This is a genomic window from Ruegeria sp. HKCCD6157 (assembly GCF_013110685.1).
Classification (GTDB): domain Bacteria; phylum Pseudomonadota; class Alphaproteobacteria; order Rhodobacterales; family Rhodobacteraceae; genus Ruegeria.
Map to the genome: position 1 here is coordinate 330,095 of NZ_WVRB01000001.1, position 19,652 is coordinate 349,746.

The following is a 19,652-nucleotide window of genomic DNA, read 5'->3' on the forward strand; positions in this document are numbered from 1 at the left end:
AAAAGCTGGTCAGGAACATCAAACGCAAGACCCGCAAACATTACTGGGCCGAATAGAATGTCGGTAATGTCCCGGCCGGACTGCGCGATGAGGATAGCATTGCGGCGCTGTGTCTCCGCGAGGGCATTACCGAAAGCTTTTATTACTTCTGGTCGAAGGAGTTCCCGGAAGCCGGGAGAGCCCGTCTTGCGGGCGGCGCGGCTCGGCAGGTGACTGCCCCTGAGGCCTCGGACTGAGATCACGTCATGGTCGCACACGAGCCAAGGCTGCTCAGCGAAAACGGCTCGACATACGCCGCGGGCTATCTGGTGGACTGTCTCGGATCACGTTGGCGGTCCCCCACACCACCCGCAAACCCCACACCAGTTCGAGCGTTGGTACCAAACCTTGAAGAACCGAGTTCTCTTGGAAATTTACTTCTTACCCGGAGGTTTTGAGCGACAGATCGGCACCTCTGTCGATCACAACAACAACTACTGTTACCCCGAGAGCCTAGCCAACTTGACACCCGCCGACGTCTACCATGGCCGAGGCGCCGAAATCCTGAACATAAGAGTGGAGATCAAGAAGCAAACAATCAGAAACCGTAGGATTCAGAACCAAGCCGCTGCCACTTTGACTTAAACGTAAACCGAACCAGAGCCTCCGTTACAAAGAGACCAACGCCAAAAAACTCTGAAAACGGGCGGTCGAGATCCATCTCGTATTACTTGTGCCAAAGAACAGCGCACAGCTCACTTTCAATCGGTGACCTGCCCCGCGCCGACTATTGTTCCGAGAACAAATTGTGTCGCGGGATCAATTTCACCCCTCACGATAAGCGCTTGAAATTGGTGATTCAGGGCGGTCTCGCCCCAATTCCGCATGGCAACTGCGATCCGCGGCGCGAGATTTCGGTCCTTTTCGAGTTCACTCGAGAAAATGCCAATAATCTGAGCGCGAAGTTCAGGCAAAACCGTGCCGCCTTCGGTCAAAGCCCGGATCAGGGATTGCTTTTCGGGCAGTAGCCAGCCGGGGCGCTGCAGCGCTCGCTCAATTGCAGTGACTGCAAGGGCGCCGTCGATTTCAATACCTGCGAGAGCCCATTCATAAAGGTTTTGACCATTGCTTTTCAAAACCTGTTCAAATCGCGAACGCACAACAGAGGCTGCCTGTTCATCAGATTGCAAGCCAAGCAGACGCACCGCGACGGGTATGTAACTGATCCTGTTCAGACTACGAAATTCTTGCAGGAGCTGCTCAGTAGGCACCGTGTTCCGAAGTGGATGAACAAATTCATATGGGGCACGGTAGATTTCAACCATAGCGATGTTTCTCAGCACATGATCTTCGTGGCTTAGATAGCCCGCAAAGAACATAACACGCTCCGAGCCGTCATTGTCGCCGTACGCCCACGACCCTCCAACAGCTGTCAAATCCTCAACAAACCGAGATCTATCTGGCGTCATCATGAATAAGCGCTTCCAGCTTCGTGAAATGCTACGCCCTGCACCATCCTTGTCGGTTGCGCCATAGGTGAAGAGAACCGTCTTTTCTGGATTGGACCGGAAAGCTGCGCGGGTCTTGCTGTCGATCAGAAACGGTATTTCCGGCAGCGTTGAGATTTTCTGTTCTGTCCCTCTCAGAATGTGAACCGGAGAAAACCGGAACGGGTTGTCCGGTGTGGGACCGGCCAGAACGATAATATCCGCGGAAATAATGTGATCAGCCGACGAAGCCTCAGGCAAAGTCACGCAGACTGAGCAAGCTTGCAAAGGTCTTGAGGTCACCAAGAAGATGGCCAGAATACAAAGCAGTGAGAGAAGTTTCGTTACTAAGCGCATAAGATACTGATGTTATTTAGTTTATGTGTTCCTTTTTACCTGTCGGCACTTGAGTTGGCACAATAATCTGTAACTCAACTTAGTTTAGAATGCGAATCTTCGACAGTGACTAAGCTCAGAACCCCGTGACGCGCTTGACCAGACAGAAAAGCAAAGACCAGACATTCCAGAACCGCCGCGTTCTGCATGAGCACAGCGCAGTGCAGATTGAAGTTTCAGCGAGCTTGACCCTCTTAAACCAATCAAGCGATCGTGGTCCTAGTCATAGGATGACAGACATTGCCGACAACAGTCTAAGGGGTCTTTTAGCGATCGCATAACGCACCCGGGACTCCGGCCCCGATCAGTCGGCCAAGTAAACCGTTTCACCGGTTTCCATTGCCTGTTGTGCCGCTTGCCCCATCCTGACAGCCCAGAGGCCATCCTTCAAACTTACATCCGGTTTTGCTGTTTCGCCACGAAGCACGGACAGGAACCCTTTGTGCTGATAGTAGGTCGACCCATTGTGATCCCCAGCCGCCAAAAGGGTGGGGTCCACCGGAACGTCCATTGATACCGGACCTTTGGGATTGCGCGGGCTCAGGATCACCTGCGGCAGCGGCGGGGCTCCCAAATGGTCGGGCCAGAATCGTCCGGGTCCGGGAACAAACGCCTCGATCTTGGCGTCCGGTCCGACGGCCGAGATTTCTTCTTGATAGCGTGCGCCTTCGGCAAACATGCAAAGTTCCAACATCGCGCGCGCACCCGAGGCAAAGTCGACCAGAACATAGCCGTGATCCAGAATATCCGGGGTTTGACCGTCGTAACTTTCGTCCAGATGGTTCACCGCCTGCCCGCCGCTTGCCGTGATGCGCACCGGATCGGATTGCAATATCAGACGCATCAGGTCGAAGAAGTGGCAGCATTTCTCGACGAAAGTACCACCAGTATTTCGGCTGAACCGGTTCCAGTGGCCGACCTTGTCGAGGAAGGGAAAACGATGCTCGCGGATCGACAGCATTTTCACCCCACCTGTCGCCTCGGCCTTGTCGATCAAAGCAGCGATAGGTGGCATGTACCGGTATTCCATCGCAACCCAAATCGGGCAGGGGTAGTCGCGCTGCAACTGTTCGAGCCGGGGCGCGTCCTGCGGGTCGGTGAACAATGGTTTTTCTACCAGAAGCGGCAGAGGACGTGTCTCAGCGATTTCGCAGATCTGGTTCACATGAAGATGGTTCGGGCTGACAATGACGACGCAGTCCAGTTCCTCTACTGCCAGTAGCTCTTGCACGGAACCCACCATGGTTGCAGTTGGTGCAATTGCCTTGGCGGCTTTTGCCATCTCCTGATCGGGTTCAAAGATCGCAGCCACACTGGTACCTTCCAGCAATCCGATATTGTGCAGGTGCTCTTGCCCCATCATTCCGCATCCAATCAGCCCGTAATTGATGGTCCGGGTCATGTGCGATTCCTTTTACTTCAGACGTTGTACGTAGTTGGCCCGATCCGGGTCGAACCAAGTTTTTGAGAATTCGACGGGTTCGGCGTTTTCCGACCAGCTGAACCGCTCGATGTAACCGACCGATTGGCCCGCTGGTTTGGTGAAGTCAGAAGGCGTCCAGTCCGGAAGAGGCCGGACCGAAACCCTGTCTTCGGCTCTTGCAATCCAAAAGCCCAACTGGCGCTGATAATAGCGATAGAGCGAGTCGGACAGCAGGCTCTGGTCGATCAGGCCCGCTGATTCGTCCAGCCAGATTTCTTCGACAGCGATGATTGTGTCATTCAGGTAGCGCATCCGCCGGACACGTGAACCGGCGTCAGAAGCACCGAATTTCGGCAGATCGGCCGGCTTTTTCAGATGGTCAACCGACAGGATATCCGCACGAGGCAGGCCACCCCCTTCGGGCAGTTCCAGCCTGAACATTGCATAGACGCTGTTTTGCGTACCGGTCTCGCGGATGTAGTTGCCCGAGCCTTGGATACGCTCCAACATTCCCTTTTTTTCTAGCTCAGAGAGCGATTTTCGCAGCGTTCCAACCGAGACATTCAGCTCTGCGGCCATCTCGCGCTCGGGCGGCAATCGTTCACCATCAATAAGGCGGCCAGCCGCGATGTCACGGATCAGAAGTTCCGCGATCTGAATATATACCGGCAGGGCATTGGGGTTTCGGTTGGATGCAGGCACGGCAGACGCTTCACTCGGTCGCAGGAAAAATTGATACACTATTGATCTACATCAAAGCGATTGCTACGCAAGAGGAAAGTCAAAGATGTACGGAGCGTGAATCAAATGAGCATCGTCCCCATCACATCCCCCGATCTGGATGCGGCCGAAGTTTCGTGGTTCGCTGCGCTGTGTTCCGATGATTACCAGTTCCTTGGCGTCCCTGATGGCGACCTGCGGTCGAGTTGGGAGCATTGCTCGAGCATTGTGAAAGAGACCGAAGCGCAGGGATTCCGCAACATCCTCTGCCCGTCCTCCTATCAGGTCGGTCAAGACACGTTGAGCTTTGTCGCCGGCTGCGCTCCGATCACCGACCGGATCAACCTGCTGGCCGCCGTGCGCTGCGGCGAGATGCAACCGATCATGCTGGCCCGCACCATCGCAACGCTGGACCACATGCTGAAGGGGCGTTTGACGGTCAACATCATCTCATCCGACTTTCCAGGTGAGAAGGCCGACAGCGCGTTCCGTTATCAGCGTTCGCGCGAAGTGGTGGAGATTCTGAAACAGGCCTGGACGCAGGACGAGATCAATCATGCAGGCGAGGTCTATAACTTCTCGGGCCTGACCACCGACCCGGCCAAGCCATATCAGACCGGTGGGCCGCTGCTTTATTTCGGCGGCTATTCTCCCTCTGCTTTGGATCTGTGCGGCGAACATTGTGACGTCTACCTGATGTGGCCTGAAACCAGGGATCAACTGGCCGAACGGATGAAGGCCGTTCACGCCGTCGCTGAAAACTACGACCGCACGCTGGATTACGGGTTGCGTGTCCATATGATCGTTCGCGATACCGAGGCTGAGGCACAGGAATACGCGGATTACATCGTTTCGAAGCTGGACGACGAATACGGTCGCGCCATCCGCGAACGGGCGCTGGATTCGACCTCGCTGGGGGTGGCGCATCAGGCCAGGAACCGCGATCTGGCGGATGAATACGGCTATGTCGAGCCCGGTCTCTGGACCGGTGTTGGCCGCGCGCGTTCGGGCTGTGGGGCGGCGCTGGTCGGATCGACGGATCAGGTTATGTCGAAGATCGAGGAATACCAGAAGATGGGCATCCGCGCTTTCATCTTCTCGGGCTACCCGCATCTGGACGAAGCCCGCCATTTCGGCGCCCGCGTGTTGCCGAACCTGAAAACCTGCTCCCTTCCCGAAGCTTACGGAAGGGTTCCCAAAACGACCCCGGCCACACCGCTGGGCAACGGAGAACGCCGCTGATGCAACGTGTGAAACTATCTGACTCGCTGGAGATGAGCCGCCTTGTCTATGGCATGTGGCGGTTGGGCGATGACAGTGACACCTCCGCGGCCCATGTCGAGGCCAAGATTCAGGCCTGTCTGGATCAGGGCATCACCACCTTCGATCAGGCCGACATCTATGGCGGCTACCAGGCCGAGGCCGTGCTGGGTGCCGCCCTGCGCGCCAATCCAAACCTGCGTCAGAAGATGGAGATCGTCACCAAATGCGACATCGTCGCACCGGTTGGCCGTTACGCGGATGCGAAGGTAAAATACTACGACACCTCGCGCGCCCACATACTGAAATCGGTCGAAACGTCGCTGTCGGAAATGGCGATTGACCACATCGATCTGCTGTTGATCCACCGCCCGGATCCGATGATGGACCACCATGAAACCGGAGCCGCCCTGGATGAGGTTGTCGCCAGCGGCAAGGTCGGCGCGGTGGGCGTGTCCAACTTCCGCCCGTGGGATTGGTCGTTGCTGCAATCGGCGATGAAAACGCAGTTGGTCACCAACCAGATCGAAATTTCTCTGGGTGAGATCAGCCCCTTCACCAACGGGGACCTAGCGTTTCACCAACAGCATGGCCATCCGGTGATGGCATGGTCGCCGCTGGGTGGAGGCCTGTTGATGGCCGGAAACCCACCGGTTGGGGTCGTCGCCGACGAAATCGCAGCCGGGTTCGGCGTGGATCGCGCGGCCGTCGCAGTGGCGTTCCTGCTGGCCCATCCGGCCAACATCCTGCCGGTTCTGGGCACCAACAATCTGGACCGGATCAAACGCGCCTCGGACGCATTGAAAGTCAAACTGGATCGCGAAAGCTGGTTCCGCCTGTACGAGGCGGCACTGGGGCATGAGGTACCATGATGAACGCAATCTCAAAGGACATGACCCGCACCTTCATTCCGCATAAGGACGACACACGCACCCTGCGCGACGCCTTCGGCCGCTTTGCAACCGGCGTCACGATCGTGACTTGCGACAGCGCGGACGGGCCGGTCTGCATCACCGCGAATAGCTTTTCGTCCCTATCGCTCGACCCACCGCTGATCATGTGGGCCGGAGACCGCAACTCGCGCCGCTTCCCCTATTTCCACAAGGCGCGCCATTTCAGCGTCCACGTGCTGTCCGCGGAACAGGCCGAGCTGTGTTTCGGCTGCTCGAAAGACGCCTTTGCACTGCGGGACATCCGCCACGAGCGCTGTGAGAACGGGACACCGGTGTTGGCGGACTGCCTGGCGCGATTCGAATGCGAACAGCACGCGTATCACGATGCAGGCGATCACGTTATTGTAGTTGGAAAGGTTCTCAGGGCCAGCATGTCGGATGGAGACGCGCTGACCTTTTATGCCGGGAAACTCGGCCAATTCGCGAAAACCTAAGCGCGATTTGATGACCGTGGGGGACACCCGCGGCTGAACAAGGGAGGATCCGCATGGGCGGACTGGCATCGGTGCTTGCGCCGATTGCATTCGTGAACGAAACCGTGCTGCGTCTGGGCCGCGCGGTTGGTGTTGTTGCGATTGCGCTCATGGTGATCGCAATCCTGATCCAGGTGTTTTTCCGATACGTTCTGGGCAATGCGCTGCCGTGGCCGGATGAGGCCGCGCGGTTCTGCATGTTGTGGATGACCGGTCTTATGGCGCCCACCGCCTTTCGGCGCGGCGGCTTTGTGGCCATAGACATGCTGGAACGCTTCCTTCCCCGTATCATCGGTCAAACGCTGAATCTGTTCCTGCTTTTGATCGCGCTCGTCGTCCTGCTGGTCGCGGTCAACATCGGCTGGTCCGAGGTTACCGGCTTTGGCGGCAGATTCGCCACCGCCGCGCTGTATCTACCCACCTCTTTCGGGTTCGACGAATGGTATCGCATTCCGCGCAGTTGGATGATGGCATCGCTGCTGGTGGGGATCATCCTGCTGATCTCGGTGAATATCGAGCTGATCCTGAGGTCCTTCATTATTCTGCTGGGCGGCGGCCACCTGTTGCCCGAAATTCCCGATGCGGCAGTGGGGGCCGAATAAATGCTGATCTGGTTCCTGCCCACCTTCCTGATTTTCCTGCTGATCGGCCTGCCGGTCTTTTTCGCTTTGCTCGCGGCGCCCGGAATCCTGCTGTGGCTGAACGGCCAGACAAACGACATCACGCTGCTCTATCGCAACGTCTATAACGGCATGGACAGCTTCCCTCTGATGGCGATCCCCTTCTTCATGCTGGCCGGAGAGCTTATGAACCGAGGCGGCATCACCATCCGCCTTGTCGAGTTTTCGCAGGCTCTGATGGGTCATCTGCGCGGTGGTCTGGCGCATGTGAACGTGCTGAGTTCGATTCTGTTCGCGGGCCTCTCGGGGTCCGCCGTGGCGGACACCTCGGCGCTAGGGTCGATGCTGATCCCGGCGATGGAGAAACAGGGCTATACCCGTAAATTCGCCGCCGCGATCACGGCGGCGAGTTCGGTGATCGGGCCGATCATTCCGCCCTCGGGCATCATGATCATCTATGCCTATGTGATGGGCGAAAGCGTGGCCGCGTTGTTTCTGGCGGGGATCGTTCCGGGCGTGATGGTCGGTGTCGGTCTGATGCTGATGATCAAACTGATGGCCGACCGCTATGACTTCCCCGTCGCCAGCCGCAAATACACATGGCCCGAGCGGCGTCAGGCCAGTTTGAAGGCCTTTTTCCCATTGATGACACCGGGCATCATTCTGGGCGGTATTCTGGGTGGTATCTTCACACCGACCGAGGCTGCGGCAGTCGCCGTGGGCTATGCCTTCATCATCGGGTTCTTCATCCTGCGGACATTGACATGGAAAGAGGTCCCCGAGGTGCTCAGCAATGCAGGCATGACTTCAGCCGTTGTTCTGCTGCTGGTTGGTGCTGCGATGGCGTTCAAGACGGTCGTCAGCCTCAGCCATGCGCCGGAACAACTGGCCTCGCTGATCCTCAGCCTGTCGGAAAACCCGCTGATCCTGCTGTTCCTGATCAACCTGCTGCTGTTCATCGTCGGCATGTTTCTGGACGCAGGCCCTGCGATCATCATCCTTGGACCAATCCTTGGACCGATTTTCACCAGCCTGGGCGTCGACCCGATCCATTTCGCCATCATCATGAGCGTCAACCTGACCGTCGGCCTCGCCACCCCGCCAATGGGCCTGGTGCTGTTCGTGGCCGCCGCCGTATCGCGCGAACGGGTTGAAACCATCGCCAAGGCGATTCTGCCGTTCCTGGCGGTCGAAATCATCGTGATTTTCCTGATCACTTACATACCCGCACTATCCATGACGATCCCGAGGATAACGGGATTTGCCAACTAACTGAGTTCCACAGGGAGGAAACGCATGCTCAGAGAATTCATCAAAACCGCAGCGGTGGCCACATCGCTGGTGGCGGCGTCCGCCATGGCTGCGACAGCTGCCGATTATACGCTGCGCGCAACCGCAAATTCGAACGAAAATGATGAGGATTATGACGGGCTGATCGTCTTCAAGAACTATGTCGAATCTGCCTCGAACGGCGCGATCGAGGTCGAACTGTTCATCGGCACTCAGCTCTGCTCGAACGGGGCCGAATGCTTGCAGGGCGTGGCAGACGGAACCATCGACATCTACATCTCGACCTCGGGCGGGGCCTCAGGCATCTTTCCTTACGTGCAGGTTCTGGACCTGCCCTATCTGATGGCCGATGACCGCATTGCCGAGCATGTCCTGTCGGGCGATTTCACCCGCACAATGCGCGACATGGCGCTTGAGGACTCGGGCGGCGCGATCCGTCTGATGACCATCGGCAACACCGGCGGCTGGCGCAACTTTGCCAACACACAGCGCCGCATTGCCGAGCCTGCGGATATGGAAGGTCTGAAAATCCGCACCGTCGTCGCCGACCTGCCGCAGGAACTGGTCAAGGCGCTGGGTGCGTCGCCCACCCCGATCCCGTGGCCGGAACTGTTCACCAGCTTCCAGACCGGTGTCGTTGAAGGATCCAAGAACGGCATCACCGACATCATGGGCATGAAATTCCCGGATGCGGGCCTGCAATACGTCACGCTGGACGGCCACGCCTATATGGGCGCGCTGTGGTGGATGAACAACGCCAAGTTCCAGGAGATGCCCGAGGACCTGCGCCGCGTCGTGGTCGACGGGTTCTATGCCCTGCAACAGGCCACTTTCGCCTCCCCCAAGCGCAAGTCGATCCAAGCCTATGAGGATTTCGTGGCCGGTGGCGGAGACCTCTATGTGCTGACACCCGATCAGAAGGCTGCGTTCAAAGAGGCCGCAACGCCAGTCTATGATTGGTTCCAGTCCAACGTTGCGCGTGGCGACGAGATTTTTGCTGCACTGACCGAGGCGGTCGCGGCGGCTGAGGCCGACGTCAACGCCGCTCGCGATGCGGATCTGAAGTGAACGGTTGGGCCGGGCTTTGCGGCCTGGCCCTCACCGAAAAGGGTACATCCACCCTTTGTAGTCGTTGACCAGAACATGCGCCTTTTCGATCTGCTCCGGCGACATTTTCTTGACCACTTCCTCAAGGCTGATCGCCGCGTCGGGGTCGCCGCCAATGGCGCTGAGCGTGTACCACATATACGCGCGCACCAGATCGGGCGCGGGCATGCCCAGACCCAATTCATAGTACCAGCCAACGCCCGATTGCGCCCCCGGATGTCCCTTCATCGAGGCGCGCAGATACCATTCAAAGGCCCGTTCGTAATCCTGCTCGACCCCCAAACCCAGCCCGTACATCACGCCGATCAGTTCTTCTGCCTCGGCGTTGCCCGAGCGCGCGGCTGGAAGAAGTTCCTCGCGCGCGGCCGCAAACTGACCGGCTTCCATCAAGTCGCGGGCTTGCTCCAGTTCAGCCAGAGCCGGAGACGCAAATACGCAAAGGGCAAAAAAAAGCTGGCGCATGGGATGGTTGCCTTCTTCTGGGTCGGGGCCGCTGTGGCACAGGATTTGCCGCGCCCGCTGACCGATGATGACTTTATCCCCTTTGATATGGAACAGGCCGCCATCGGTCATCAACTGTTTTACGACCCGATCCTGTCAGGCAACCGCAACATCGCCTGCGCCCATTGTCACCACCCGGATTTCGGCACTTCGGACGGGTTGTCGCTGGGCATAGGAGAAGGCGGAAAGGGGCTGGGGCCGGACCGCACACCCGGCACCGGGGCCGACAGAATACGCAAACGCATCCCTCGCAACTCTCCGGGCCTATGGAATCTTGGGGCCAAGGACATACACACCGTCTTTCACGACGGCAGGCTGAGCATTTCCGACGTCTACGGCAACGGCTTCAATTCCCCTGCGCAGGAGTGGCTGCCCGAGGGCCTGAATTCCCTGCTGGCGGCACAGGCTCTGTTTCCCCTGACTTCACAATTCGAGATGGCGGGCAATGTGGCCGAAAATGAAGTCACAGGCGCGGTGCATGATCGTATCGACAGGGGCTGGCCTATTCTGGCGAAACGCGTCCGCACCGATCCGCGCTATGGTCCGGCCATGGTCGCCGCCTTTGATGAGGTCGAGACGACCGAGGACATCACGATCACGCAAGTCGCCAACGCTCTGGCCGCTTTCATGGCGATCGAGTGGCGCAGCACCGACAGCCCGTTTGACCACTATCTTGCGGGCGACACGAAGGCCCTTTCACCGGCGCAGATCGAGGGGATGAAGCTGTTCTACGACAAAGCCCGCTGCTCCGCCTGCCACAGCGGACCGCTCATGTCAGATCAGAAGTTCCATGCACTGGGCTTGCCTCCCTTTGGGCCGGGTCGCACCCGGCAGTGGGATCCCTTCGTCCGTGATGTGGGCCGCATGGGTGAAAGCGACCGCCTTGAGGATGCCTACAGGTTCCGCACCCCGATGCTCCGAAACGTTGCCCTGACCGCGCCTTACGGGCACAACGGCGCCTTCCCCGATCTTGAAAGCGTCATTCGCCATCATTTGGACCCGCAGGCAAGCCTGGACACATGGACCCCTCAAATGGCTGCCTTACCCCAGGTGCCATGGTTGCAAGAAACGGATTTCCTGGTTTGGCAGGACCAATATGAAATGGAACGTCAACGCAAGAAAATTGATATCGATCCGATCCAACTCACGGGATTAGAAATAGAAAACCTGATTGCTTTTCTGAATTCGTTGACAGGTCGCAGCGTAGACTCGCCGATATTCGGTGTGCCGAAAGGGTTTACTCCTTAGCCATCTCTCATATTATTTAGCTCATGTTGACTAATGGCTGAGCCAGAGACGGGTTGATGCGAAATCGGCGAAGCAGAAGAGCTTTTGAGCAGCCTCATCTGACTGGTCCAAATTGATTGTTAGTGCATCGTCGGCCTGCGATCCATTGATATGATGGTTTCGGGTGCTGGCGGGCGATAGCCCAGTGCACTGTGTGGGCGTTTTGTGTTGTAGTGTCTCCTCCATTGTTCGATCAGAATTTGAGCTTCGCGCAGGCTGTAGAAGATCTCACCGTTGAGCAACTCGTCCCTGAACCTGCCATTGAAGCTTTCACAGTATCCGTTCTCCCACGGGCTGCCAGGTTCGATGTAAGCCGCCTGGGCGCCGACGGCGGTGATCCAGTCTCGGACAGCCTGGGCGACAAATTCCGGCCCATTGTCAGAACGTATGAAACTGGGCGCGCCGCGAAGTATGAACAGGTCTGTCAGGGCATCGATCACGTCGACCGAGTTCAGCTTGCGCTTCACTCTAATCGCCAAACATTCCCGACTGTACTCATCAAGGATGTTCAGCGTCCGGAAAGCTTTGCCATCATCGGTTCGGCAATGGACGAAATCATAGGACCACACGTGGTTGCGATACTCCGGCCTCAGCCGAACACACGACCCATCGTTCAGCCAGAGCCGTCCTTTCTTTGGTTGTTTCACTGGTACTTTCAGCCCCTCTCGTCGCCAGAGCCGTTCAATCCGCCCATCGCTGACAGACCAGCCAGCCTCTCTCAGCAGTGCAGCGATCCTGCGATAGCCATATCGGCCGTATTGACGGGTCAGCTCGATCATGTCGGCCACCAGCCGGTCTTCGTCTGCGCGACCTTGTGGTACACGCCGTTGCGTGGACCGGTGTTGTCCAAGCACGCGGCAGGCGCGTCGCTCAGATACTTTGAGCTGGCTGCGGACATGATCAATGCAGGCACGACGACGAGCGGGGCTCAATAGTTTCCCTTGGCCGCCTCCGTGAGGATCAGTTTGTCCAACGTCAGGTCAGACACCGCGCGTCGCAGCCGCTCGTTCTCTTTCTGAAGCCGCTTCAGTTCCTTCAACTGATCCACACCCATTCCGCCGTACTTCTTTCGCCAGCGGTAGTAGGTTTGTTCAACAACGCCGATCTGCCTGATCGCATCAAGACGGGACATCCCTTGCCCCATCAGAACTTCAACCTGCCGTAACTTCGAGACAATCTCTTCGGGCCTCGGTCGCTTGTTTGCCATTCGTAGTCCTCCGTTTCCTAAACATAACGGTGGACCCGTTCAGTTGGGGAGGCTCAAGGGTGTTCATGGCGTATCTCCCAAAATCTGTCTGGATGGGCACAAGCCCGATGACACCTGAGATACGCTGTCGACGGCAGGGATACTTGCACCGGACTGCCGCGTTTTTGAAAGATTCTGCTTCAGACGGCATTCGCCGCGCGGAATGCGCGGGGGGTCTGCCCTACTACCTGTTTGAAACTGCGCGTGAAATGCGCCTGATCTGAGAACCCGCAGGCCATGGCGATATCCCCCAGAGGGCGCGCCGGGTCATCCATCATCTTCATCGCCTGTTCAACCCGGTAGGCCATGACATATTGCATGGGGGTCGAGCCCAGCGTCTCCTTGAAAACCCGCGCGAAATGCGAGGGGCTTATGCCCGCCTCGGACGCCATCTGATCGACGGTGATCGTCTGATCCAAACGGTCCTGAACGTAGGCCAGCACCCGTTGATAGTGCTGAGAGGTAAAGCGCGCGGACAGCTCGACCTCTTCAGCGCGGCGTTTTCCATATTTCTGCAGCAGTTTAGCTAGAAATACCCGGCTCATGGCTTCGAACATCACGGCCGAGGGCATATCGTCGGCTTCAAGCGCGTCGCGCAAAATGACGCCTGCAGCACATAGGTCAGGGTCGTAAAACTGCGGCTGATCGTGAAACTGCTCCGGCGCCAACAGCATACCGAGTTCCGACTGTGCAAAGCGCTGGACTTTTTCCGGATGCAAGGTGATCACGATCACGTCGGACTGTCCGTACCACCGCCAACCTGACCGCATGCCTGCCGGGGTCACAATGACTTCGTCCTTGCAAAAGGTGAAATCACGCAGTGTCCCATCTCGCCAGTTTTGAACACGATGCCCATTTTCCTGAAGGTTCAGAAGGACATGATGTTCTGCAAAAACTTCCTCGGGCATCCGATCAGGTTCGGCCCGAAAATACCGCACTGACATCAAACCAGCCGCCGAAGGGCGCTGCATCGCATCGCTGTTCAAAAGCGGTTCTGACGGATAGATATCAGCGTATCTCAAAGGCAATGAATGTCTCCGGCTGGCAACATAGATAGATTTGCAGGTATCCGCATCGCGGACAACATTCGATAAGTTGGGCCAACTGGTACAGGATCAAACACCTTGCTGGCGTTATATGTGGTCGTTGAACGGCCTGCGCGACATCATTGATCAGCACTGACGGGGGACATACATGAAAAAAACGGGTGTGAGACTCTGGTGGTCGTCAGGAACGGGTTTATGTCTGAAAGCATAACACCGGCGTCTCAGAAGAGCGCTAGCTTTGTTCCGCCAGGCAGCCTTTCGTACTCGTTCCACCGAACGGCCACAACTCAACCATAGATCGCTTGACCCAACATCGGTTTTATCGACGTTGGCGGTTTGTTATGACGCGGAAAATTAGCCGATGGTTGCGAGGCCAGCCGTTCAGAACATAGTCCGGAAACAACCGCAATGCGCAACGAAGCAACAGTTCGCTGCAACCGCAAAGAGTACCCTTTGATATTGAAGAGTTTAGGGCATTCTAAATGCTGGAAACGACTTACAGGGCTATGGGAAGCTCAAGTGTAACGCTTGCTCCTTTTTCGACTTGGTTGATTGCAACCACTCCTCCGTGGCGTTTTGCCACCGCTGAGACAATTGACAATCCAAGGCCGCTGCCTTCCGAGTACTCTAGCTGCGAAAACCGACTGAATGCTGCTTCGCTTTGGGCGGGTGAAAGACCAGTTCCGTCATCGGCCACAGTAAGATTGACATTTCCTCCGTCACAGAAGAGCACAATTGAAATTCGGCTCAATTTAGCGCCACCATGCTTAACTGCATTGTCCAGCAGGTTTTTGATGGCCTCAGTCAAAAATACCCGATCCCCTGTTACCATGATTGCAGACTCCGGCATCGTGACCTCAAAATCGATCCCATTTGCCAGAATGTGTACGCCCATCTCTGCACTAGCTTCTTCCACGACCAAGCGGAAATCAATCTTTTCCATCTGATCCTGATGCGTAGGTTGCCGCAGCCGTTCCAGTGATAACAGCTGTTCCGCCACAGTGGCCGAGTTCTTTGCTGCTGCCACAAGCTCGACAATGCGTTTGTCCCTGTCTTCATCCGTTTTTGCATCTCGCAGCGCCTCGGCCATGGACTGGACTGCGGCTGCTGGATTTCGCAGTTGATGCGCAGCTTCTGAGATAAACACTTGATGGGCGTTAATACTGTCTTCGACCTGCCCAAACAGCCGGTTCAGGGTCTGAACAATGCCACGGACTTCGGTCGGGACCGGGCGTTTTATCTTGCTGAGGTCGTCGGGCGAACGCAGGTCAATGGCGTCCTGCAAATCCAGCAACGGTCGCAGGCCACGCGCTACGCCGAACCAGACGACAAAGCCAAGGGTGGCCATTAGGATGCCCATAAGTATAGCTGCTCGGATCGACAATTCGTTGGCAAACGCGTTGCGATCCGCGATGCGTTGCCATGCGGTGACCGTCGCATCTCCTACCAGGTTATCCAGTGTGACCCGTTCGGTCATTTTCAATACGCGCACCGGCTCGTTACGATAGAAAGCTTCGAAAAACTGGGGTTGGTAAACGTCCTGTTCTGTCGGGTTTGCCGAGGCAGGTGGATATGCGTAACCGGTTACGTAGATACCGCCGGGTCCGTTCACGTGGTAAAAAATCTCTCCCCCCGATGCATCGCGGATTAAGCTGCGGGTGGTGGGCGATAAAGCATCGCCGTCTGACACCGCCACATCGCGCGAGATCGCCAGACCAGCAGATAACAGGCTGTCGTCAAAAAGCTCTTGCGCCGTTTCCCGGGCAACCGTGTAGCGCCAATATCCAAGCAGAATCGCGAGCAACACCAAGGGTGTCAGGATCAGAATGAACAGCCTAAGCCGGAGCGAACCATGCCTGATCACTTCTGCACCTCAAGCAGATACCCAAGACCGCGGGCGGTTTTGATCCTAATGCCAAGGTTCTGAAGGCGTTTGCGCAATCGCGATACATGAGGTTCAACGGCAGAGTCTTCGACATCCGCACCCACGCCATAGACATAGTCAGTCAGTTGGCCCTTGGGGACAATTCTGCCGCGCCGTTCCAGCAGGCATTCAAGCACAGCCATTTCTCGGCGTGGCACGTCAAGCACCTGTCCCTTTACGCTGACCTGCCGCGCGGTGCGGTCAAATTCCAGTTCTCCGATGGTCTCTTGCGAGCCGTAATCCAGTTGCTTGCGACGAGACAGGGCGCGGATGCGCGCCTCGAGCTCGTCCATCTCGAAAGGTTTGACCAGGTAGTCGTCAGCGCCCATATCCAGACCAGACACTCGGTCACTGGTCTCGGTGCGCGCGGTCAGCAGAATAACCGGGGCGCTGTCACCCCGGTTGCGCAACGACCGCAAGATTTCAAGCCCTGACCGACCCGGAAGGTTGATGTCCAGAACGATCAGGTCCGCGCCTTCCTGCTCTAGATACAGTTCGGCTGCATCGCCATCTGTCAGTACATCAGCAGCATGGCCCCGATCCCGCAAGCGATAGGCAATGGCGTTGGCGAGGGTCTCATTATCCTCGACGATGACGATCCGCATTCGGGCTCCCGCAAGTTTCGCGCAAGGTTGGCGCTCCATGATTGCCAGATGGGAGGGGGAATCAACCCCACAGTTCTATTTGCGATCACGGTGGCGCGGAGGGCGCCGACGTGGTTGTCTGGTCAACAGGGAGGAACCAATGGCCATTTCCAACTTCACTCGTCGCGCCGTCGTGGGGCTGATCGCCGCCGCCGGTATCGCAGCACCCGCCGCAGCCGAGGTCGATTTCTCGGGCAAGACCATTGAATGGGTCATCCCGTTTTCGGAAACCGGCGGGTCTGCCAAATGGGCCAACTTCTTTGCGCCGCTTCTGTCCGAGGCGCTGCCGGGTCAACCGACCGTGGTCGTGAAATTCATGCCGGGCGCTGGTTCGACCAAGGGTGCGAACTGGTTTCAGGAGCAAAGCCATGATGACGGTACGCTGCTGTTCGGTACCTCGGGTTCAACTCAATTCCCGTATCTGCTGAACGATCCGCGCGTGCGTTATGAATATAACGACTGGATTCCGGTCATGGCATCGGGAACCGGTGGCGTCGCCTATCTGAACGCAGAAGATGGTGCCAAGTTTGATGGATCGGCAAATGCACTGAAAGACACCAATTTCATCTATGGCTCTCAAGGCGCAACCCGTCTGGACCTTGTGCCGTTGCTTGCATGGCAGATGCTAGGCATGAACGTTGAGCCTGTCTTTGGCATCAAAGGCCGTGGAGACGGACGCCTGATGTTCGAACGTGGAGAGGCCAACATCGATTATCAAACCTCCTCGGGCTATCTGGGCGGTTCGGCGCCGCTGGTCGAGGCTGGTCAGGCCGTGCCGATGATGACATGGGGTGCCTTGGATGCAGACGGCAACATCGTGCGCGATCCGACTTTCCCGGATATCCCGACTTTCAAAGAGGTCTGCGAGGCCACAGATGGCTGTGAAACCAGCGGTGAAGCATGGGACGCATGGAAAGCCTTCTTCGTGGCGGGCTTCCCGGTTCAGAAACTGGCCTTCCTGCCCGGTGACACGCCACAAGAGGTCGTCGATACCTACACCGCGGCGTTCCAAGCTGTAACCGAGCGTGGTGACTTTGCAGACATTTCGTCCAAACGCGTAGGCAAGTATCCGGTGTTCGTCGGCGACGGATCAAAAGCTGCGCTGCAAACCGCGACCAATGTGGATGACAATGCCAAGCAATATGTCCTGAACTGGCTGAAAGAAGCCTATGGTGTCGAGCTGAACTAAGCCGACACGTCGTCGCGCGCCCAACGAAGGGCGCGCGCTTTTCTACATACAAGACAATTTATGAAAGGCGGCCGCTATGGAGGTTTTCGCCACCGCTCTACCTGCGCTTGGTGATGCGTGGGGTCTGATCCTGCAACCCATCGTTCTGGGCTATCTCGTGCTCGGCGTCGTTATGGGGCTGGCCGTGGGTGTTTTCCCGGGGCTTGGAGGCATTGCCGGCCTGTCGCTCTTGCTCCCTTTCATGTTCGGCATGGACCCGATCCTGGGTCTGGCCCTGATGATCGGGATGGTGGCGGTGGTTCCGACCTCTGACACTTTCGCATCGGTCCTGATGGGCATCCCCGGCAGTTCGGCATCGCAGGCCACAGTGCTGGATGGCTTCCCCATGGCCAAAAAGGGCGAGGCCGCGCGGGCGCTGTCGGCGGCCTTTTCCTCGTCCCTGTTCGGAGGGCTGGTCGGCGCGACCTTTCTGACCATGTTCATTCTGATCGCGCGCCCAATCGTTCTGGCCTTTGGACTGCCCGAGATGTTGATGATCACTATTCTCGGCCTGTCGATGGTCGCCATTTTGGCAGGACGTATCCCACTGAAAGGCGTCGCCGCCGCCGGTCTGGGCCTGATGGTAGGCACAATTGGCGAGGCCGATGCTGGTGGATCGCTTCGGATGGCGACCTATGACATTCCCTATCTGACCGATGGCTTGAAACTTGTCATCGTCGGTTTGGGTATTTTTGCGGTGCCCGAAATCGTCTCGCTGCTGCGGCAGGATCGGTCGATTGCGAAAGGCGCCTCGATAGGTGCTGGATGGCTGGAAGGCGTCAAAGACTGGTTTGCGAATATCTGGCTGTCGGTCCGGTGTTCGATCATCGGGGTCGTCGTCGGCGTCATTCCGGGCCTCGGCGGTTCGGTCGTTGACTGGATCGCTTATGGCCATTCGGTTCAAACCACCAAGGACAAAAGTAATTTCGGCAAAGGCGAAGTGCGCGGGGTCATCGGCCCGGAAAGCTCGAACAACGCCAAGGAAGGCGGCGGTCTGGTGCCGACGCTTCTGTTCGGAATTCCGGGCTCGGGCTCGATGGCAATCTTCATTGGTGCGGTTGCGTTGCTGGGGTCGGGAGATATCGAAGTCGGTCCGAGCATGCTTCAGGACAATCTCGACATCACCTATTCGATCGTCTGGCTGTTGGCGCTGGCCAACGTGGTGGGCACCATCCTGTGCATCGCGGCCTCGGGCGGGATCGCCAAGCTGACCACGATCCGCTTTACCTATCTGGCGCCGTTCCTGTTCATGTTGATCAGCTTTGCAGCCTTCCAATCCGGTCAGAACTTCGAAGACCTGCTGGCCTTGTTTGTGATTGGTTTGATCGGCATCTTCTTGCGTCGGTTCGACTGGTCGCGCCCGGCTTTCCTGATCGGCTTTGTTCTGTCGAACCCGGTTGAAAAGTTCACCAATCAGGCCTTCCAGATAGCATCGTTCCGTTTCCGAAAGAGCTTTGGCGAAGGGATGGAATATGTCTTCAGCCCCATCGTCATTGTCTTGATCGTCGTCACGGTTGCCTCGGTTATTCTGGGCATCCGGCAAGCCAAGATGATCATGGCCGAGGGTGAGGTTCAGGCAGGTACAAAGCGTGCGCCATTGGTCTTTCTACTGGTGATCATGGCCTATCTGATCGTGGCTTTGGTCAATGCTAACATGATCCCTGACTACAACATGACCGACAAAATCATCCCCCTGGTGATCGGCTGCATCTCTTTGTTCTGCTGCGTGATTCTGCTGATCCAGATGATGCGGCGGCCCGAGGGCGACGCGATTTTTGCAGACAAGGAAATTGCGGGTGAGGACGCCAGTGCCCCCCATGGTTTGTGGTCCACGCTGGCGTGGTTCGCCGGTCTCATCGCGGCGACATGGGTGGTGGGGTTCATCCTTGCATTGCTGGGTTTCCTGATCGCGTTTTTCCGTATTCGGGCGGGGGCCAGCTGGCAGATGGCGCTGATCCTGACCGCCTGCGGTATTGGCTTTATGTGCCTGATGGCGGGTGCTCTGAACCGCGATTTCCCACCTGGACTGTTGCAGGACATGGTCAGCTTGCCCTGGCCATTGAAATGA

At 57.3% G+C, this 19,652-nt stretch carries 17 protein-coding genes and 1 pseudogene; 10 read left to right on the top strand and 8 right to left on the bottom strand.

Features of this window, described 5'->3' with window-relative positions:
* Positions 1-5: 5 nt before the first annotated feature.
* Positions 6-624: pseudogene (locus tag GS612_RS01370) on the top strand (hypothetical protein).
* A 116-nt stretch (positions 625-740) separates the two neighbouring features.
* Here the strand turns inward: GS612_RS01370 and GS612_RS01375 are convergent.
* From GS612_RS01375 to GS612_RS01385, 3 genes are all read right to left on the bottom strand, one after another.
* Positions 741-1,823, bottom strand: coding sequence for a hypothetical protein (locus GS612_RS01375; RefSeq protein ID WP_216603495.1), 1,083 nt, complete (start codon positions 1,821-1,823; stop codon positions 741-743).
* Between the two features lie 343 nt (positions 1,824-2,166).
* Positions 2,167-3,264 (bottom strand): Gfo/Idh/MocA family protein, encoded by a 1,098-nt coding sequence (locus GS612_RS01380; protein ID WP_171638846.1) that lies wholly within the window; start codon positions 3,262-3,264, stop codon positions 2,167-2,169.
* 12 nt (positions 3,265-3,276) lie between these two features.
* The gene (locus GS612_RS01385) at positions 3,277-3,987 is read right to left on the bottom strand and encodes a UTRA domain-containing protein (protein WP_171638847.1); all 711 of its coding nucleotides are present in this window, start codon (positions 3,985-3,987) and stop codon (positions 3,277-3,279) included.
* A gap of 105 nt (positions 3,988-4,092) precedes the next feature.
* Between GS612_RS01385 and GS612_RS01390 the strand changes: the two genes are divergently transcribed.
* From GS612_RS01390 to dctP, 6 genes are read left to right on the top strand one after another with little or no spacing between them, the layout of a single operon-like run.
* Positions 4,093-5,247: an LLM class flavin-dependent oxidoreductase gene (locus tag GS612_RS01390; protein ID WP_171638848.1), complete on the top strand. Its 1,155-nt coding sequence runs from the start codon at positions 4,093-4,095 to the stop codon at positions 5,245-5,247.
* The gene (locus tag GS612_RS01395; protein ID WP_171638849.1) at positions 5,247-6,137 is read left to right on the top strand and encodes an aldo/keto reductase family oxidoreductase; all 891 of its coding nucleotides are present in this window, start codon (positions 5,247-5,249) and stop codon (positions 6,135-6,137) included. Before GS612_RS01390 ends, GS612_RS01395 begins: the two co-directional genes overlap by 1 nt.
* The gene (locus tag GS612_RS01400; protein ID WP_371809256.1) at positions 6,137-6,652 is read left to right on the top strand and encodes a flavin reductase family protein; all 516 of its coding nucleotides are present in this window, start codon (positions 6,137-6,139) and stop codon (positions 6,650-6,652) included. The genes GS612_RS01395 and GS612_RS01400 overlap by 1 nt, the downstream gene beginning before the upstream one ends.
* A 53-nt stretch (positions 6,653-6,705) precedes the next feature.
* Positions 6,706-7,293, top strand: coding sequence for a TRAP transporter small permease (locus GS612_RS01405; RefSeq protein WP_171638850.1), 588 nt, complete (start codon positions 6,706-6,708; stop codon positions 7,291-7,293).
* Positions 7,294-8,583 (top strand): TRAP transporter large permease, encoded by a 1,290-nt coding sequence (locus GS612_RS01410; protein ID WP_171638851.1) that lies wholly within the window; start codon positions 7,294-7,296, stop codon positions 8,581-8,583.
* A 24-nt stretch (positions 8,584-8,607) separates the two neighbouring features.
* A complete protein-coding gene (gene dctP, locus GS612_RS01415; RefSeq protein ID WP_152460164.1) occupies positions 8,608-9,669 on the top strand; it encodes a TRAP transporter substrate-binding protein DctP in 1,062 nt (353 codons plus the stop codon).
* Between the two features lie 30 nt (positions 9,670-9,699).
* Here dctP and GS612_RS01420 read toward each other — a convergent pair whose 3' ends face one another.
* Positions 9,700-10,170, bottom strand: a complete 471-nt coding sequence (locus GS612_RS01420; protein WP_171638852.1) for a tetratricopeptide repeat protein — start codon at positions 10,168-10,170, stop codon at positions 9,700-9,702.
* A gap of 3 nt (positions 10,171-10,173) precedes the next feature.
* Here GS612_RS01420 and GS612_RS01425 point away from each other — a divergent pair, with 3 nt between their 5' ends.
* Complete coding sequence (locus GS612_RS01425; RefSeq protein ID WP_171638853.1) at positions 10,174-11,457, top strand: cytochrome-c peroxidase; 1,284 nt, start codon at positions 10,174-10,176, stop codon at positions 11,455-11,457.
* 119 nt (positions 11,458-11,576) lie between these two features.
* Here the strand turns inward: GS612_RS01425 and GS612_RS01430 are convergent.
* The 4 genes from GS612_RS01430 to GS612_RS01445 form a co-directional block, all read right to left on the bottom strand.
* A protein-coding gene (locus GS612_RS01430) for an IS3 family transposase (RefSeq protein ID WP_171638854.1) occupies positions 11,577-12,703 on the bottom strand; the annotation gives its coding sequence in 2 pieces (ribosomal slippage) (positions 11,577-12,439 and positions 12,439-12,703; 1,128 coding nt in all).
* A 179-nt stretch (positions 12,704-12,882) separates the two neighbouring features.
* Positions 12,883-13,770 (bottom strand): AraC family transcriptional regulator, encoded by an 888-nt coding sequence (locus GS612_RS01435; protein ID WP_171638855.1) that lies wholly within the window; start codon positions 13,768-13,770, stop codon positions 12,883-12,885.
* A 514-nt stretch (positions 13,771-14,284) separates the two neighbouring features.
* Positions 14,285-15,652 carry a sensor histidine kinase gene (locus GS612_RS01440; RefSeq protein WP_371809257.1) on the bottom strand — a complete coding sequence of 456 codons (1,368 nt, stop codon included), beginning with the start codon at positions 15,650-15,652 and terminating at the stop codon, positions 14,285-14,287.
* The gene (locus tag GS612_RS01445; RefSeq protein ID WP_171638856.1) at positions 15,649-16,317 is read right to left on the bottom strand and encodes a response regulator transcription factor; all 669 of its coding nucleotides are present in this window, start codon (positions 16,315-16,317) and stop codon (positions 15,649-15,651) included. The genes GS612_RS01440 and GS612_RS01445 overlap by 4 nt, the downstream gene beginning before the upstream one ends.
* A 139-nt stretch (positions 16,318-16,456) precedes the next feature.
* On the opposite strand from GS612_RS01445, the gene GS612_RS01450 reads away from it, so the two are divergent.
* Together GS612_RS01450 and GS612_RS01455 are read left to right on the top strand one after the other, a co-directional pair.
* On the top strand, positions 16,457-17,545 hold the full coding sequence (locus tag GS612_RS01450) for a tricarboxylate transporter (RefSeq protein ID WP_171638857.1): 1,089 nt from the start codon (positions 16,457-16,459) through the stop codon (positions 17,543-17,545).
* 76 nt (positions 17,546-17,621) lie between these two features.
* Complete coding sequence (locus GS612_RS01455; RefSeq protein ID WP_171638858.1) at positions 17,622-19,652, top strand: tripartite tricarboxylate transporter permease; 2,031 nt, start codon at positions 17,622-17,624, stop codon at positions 19,650-19,652.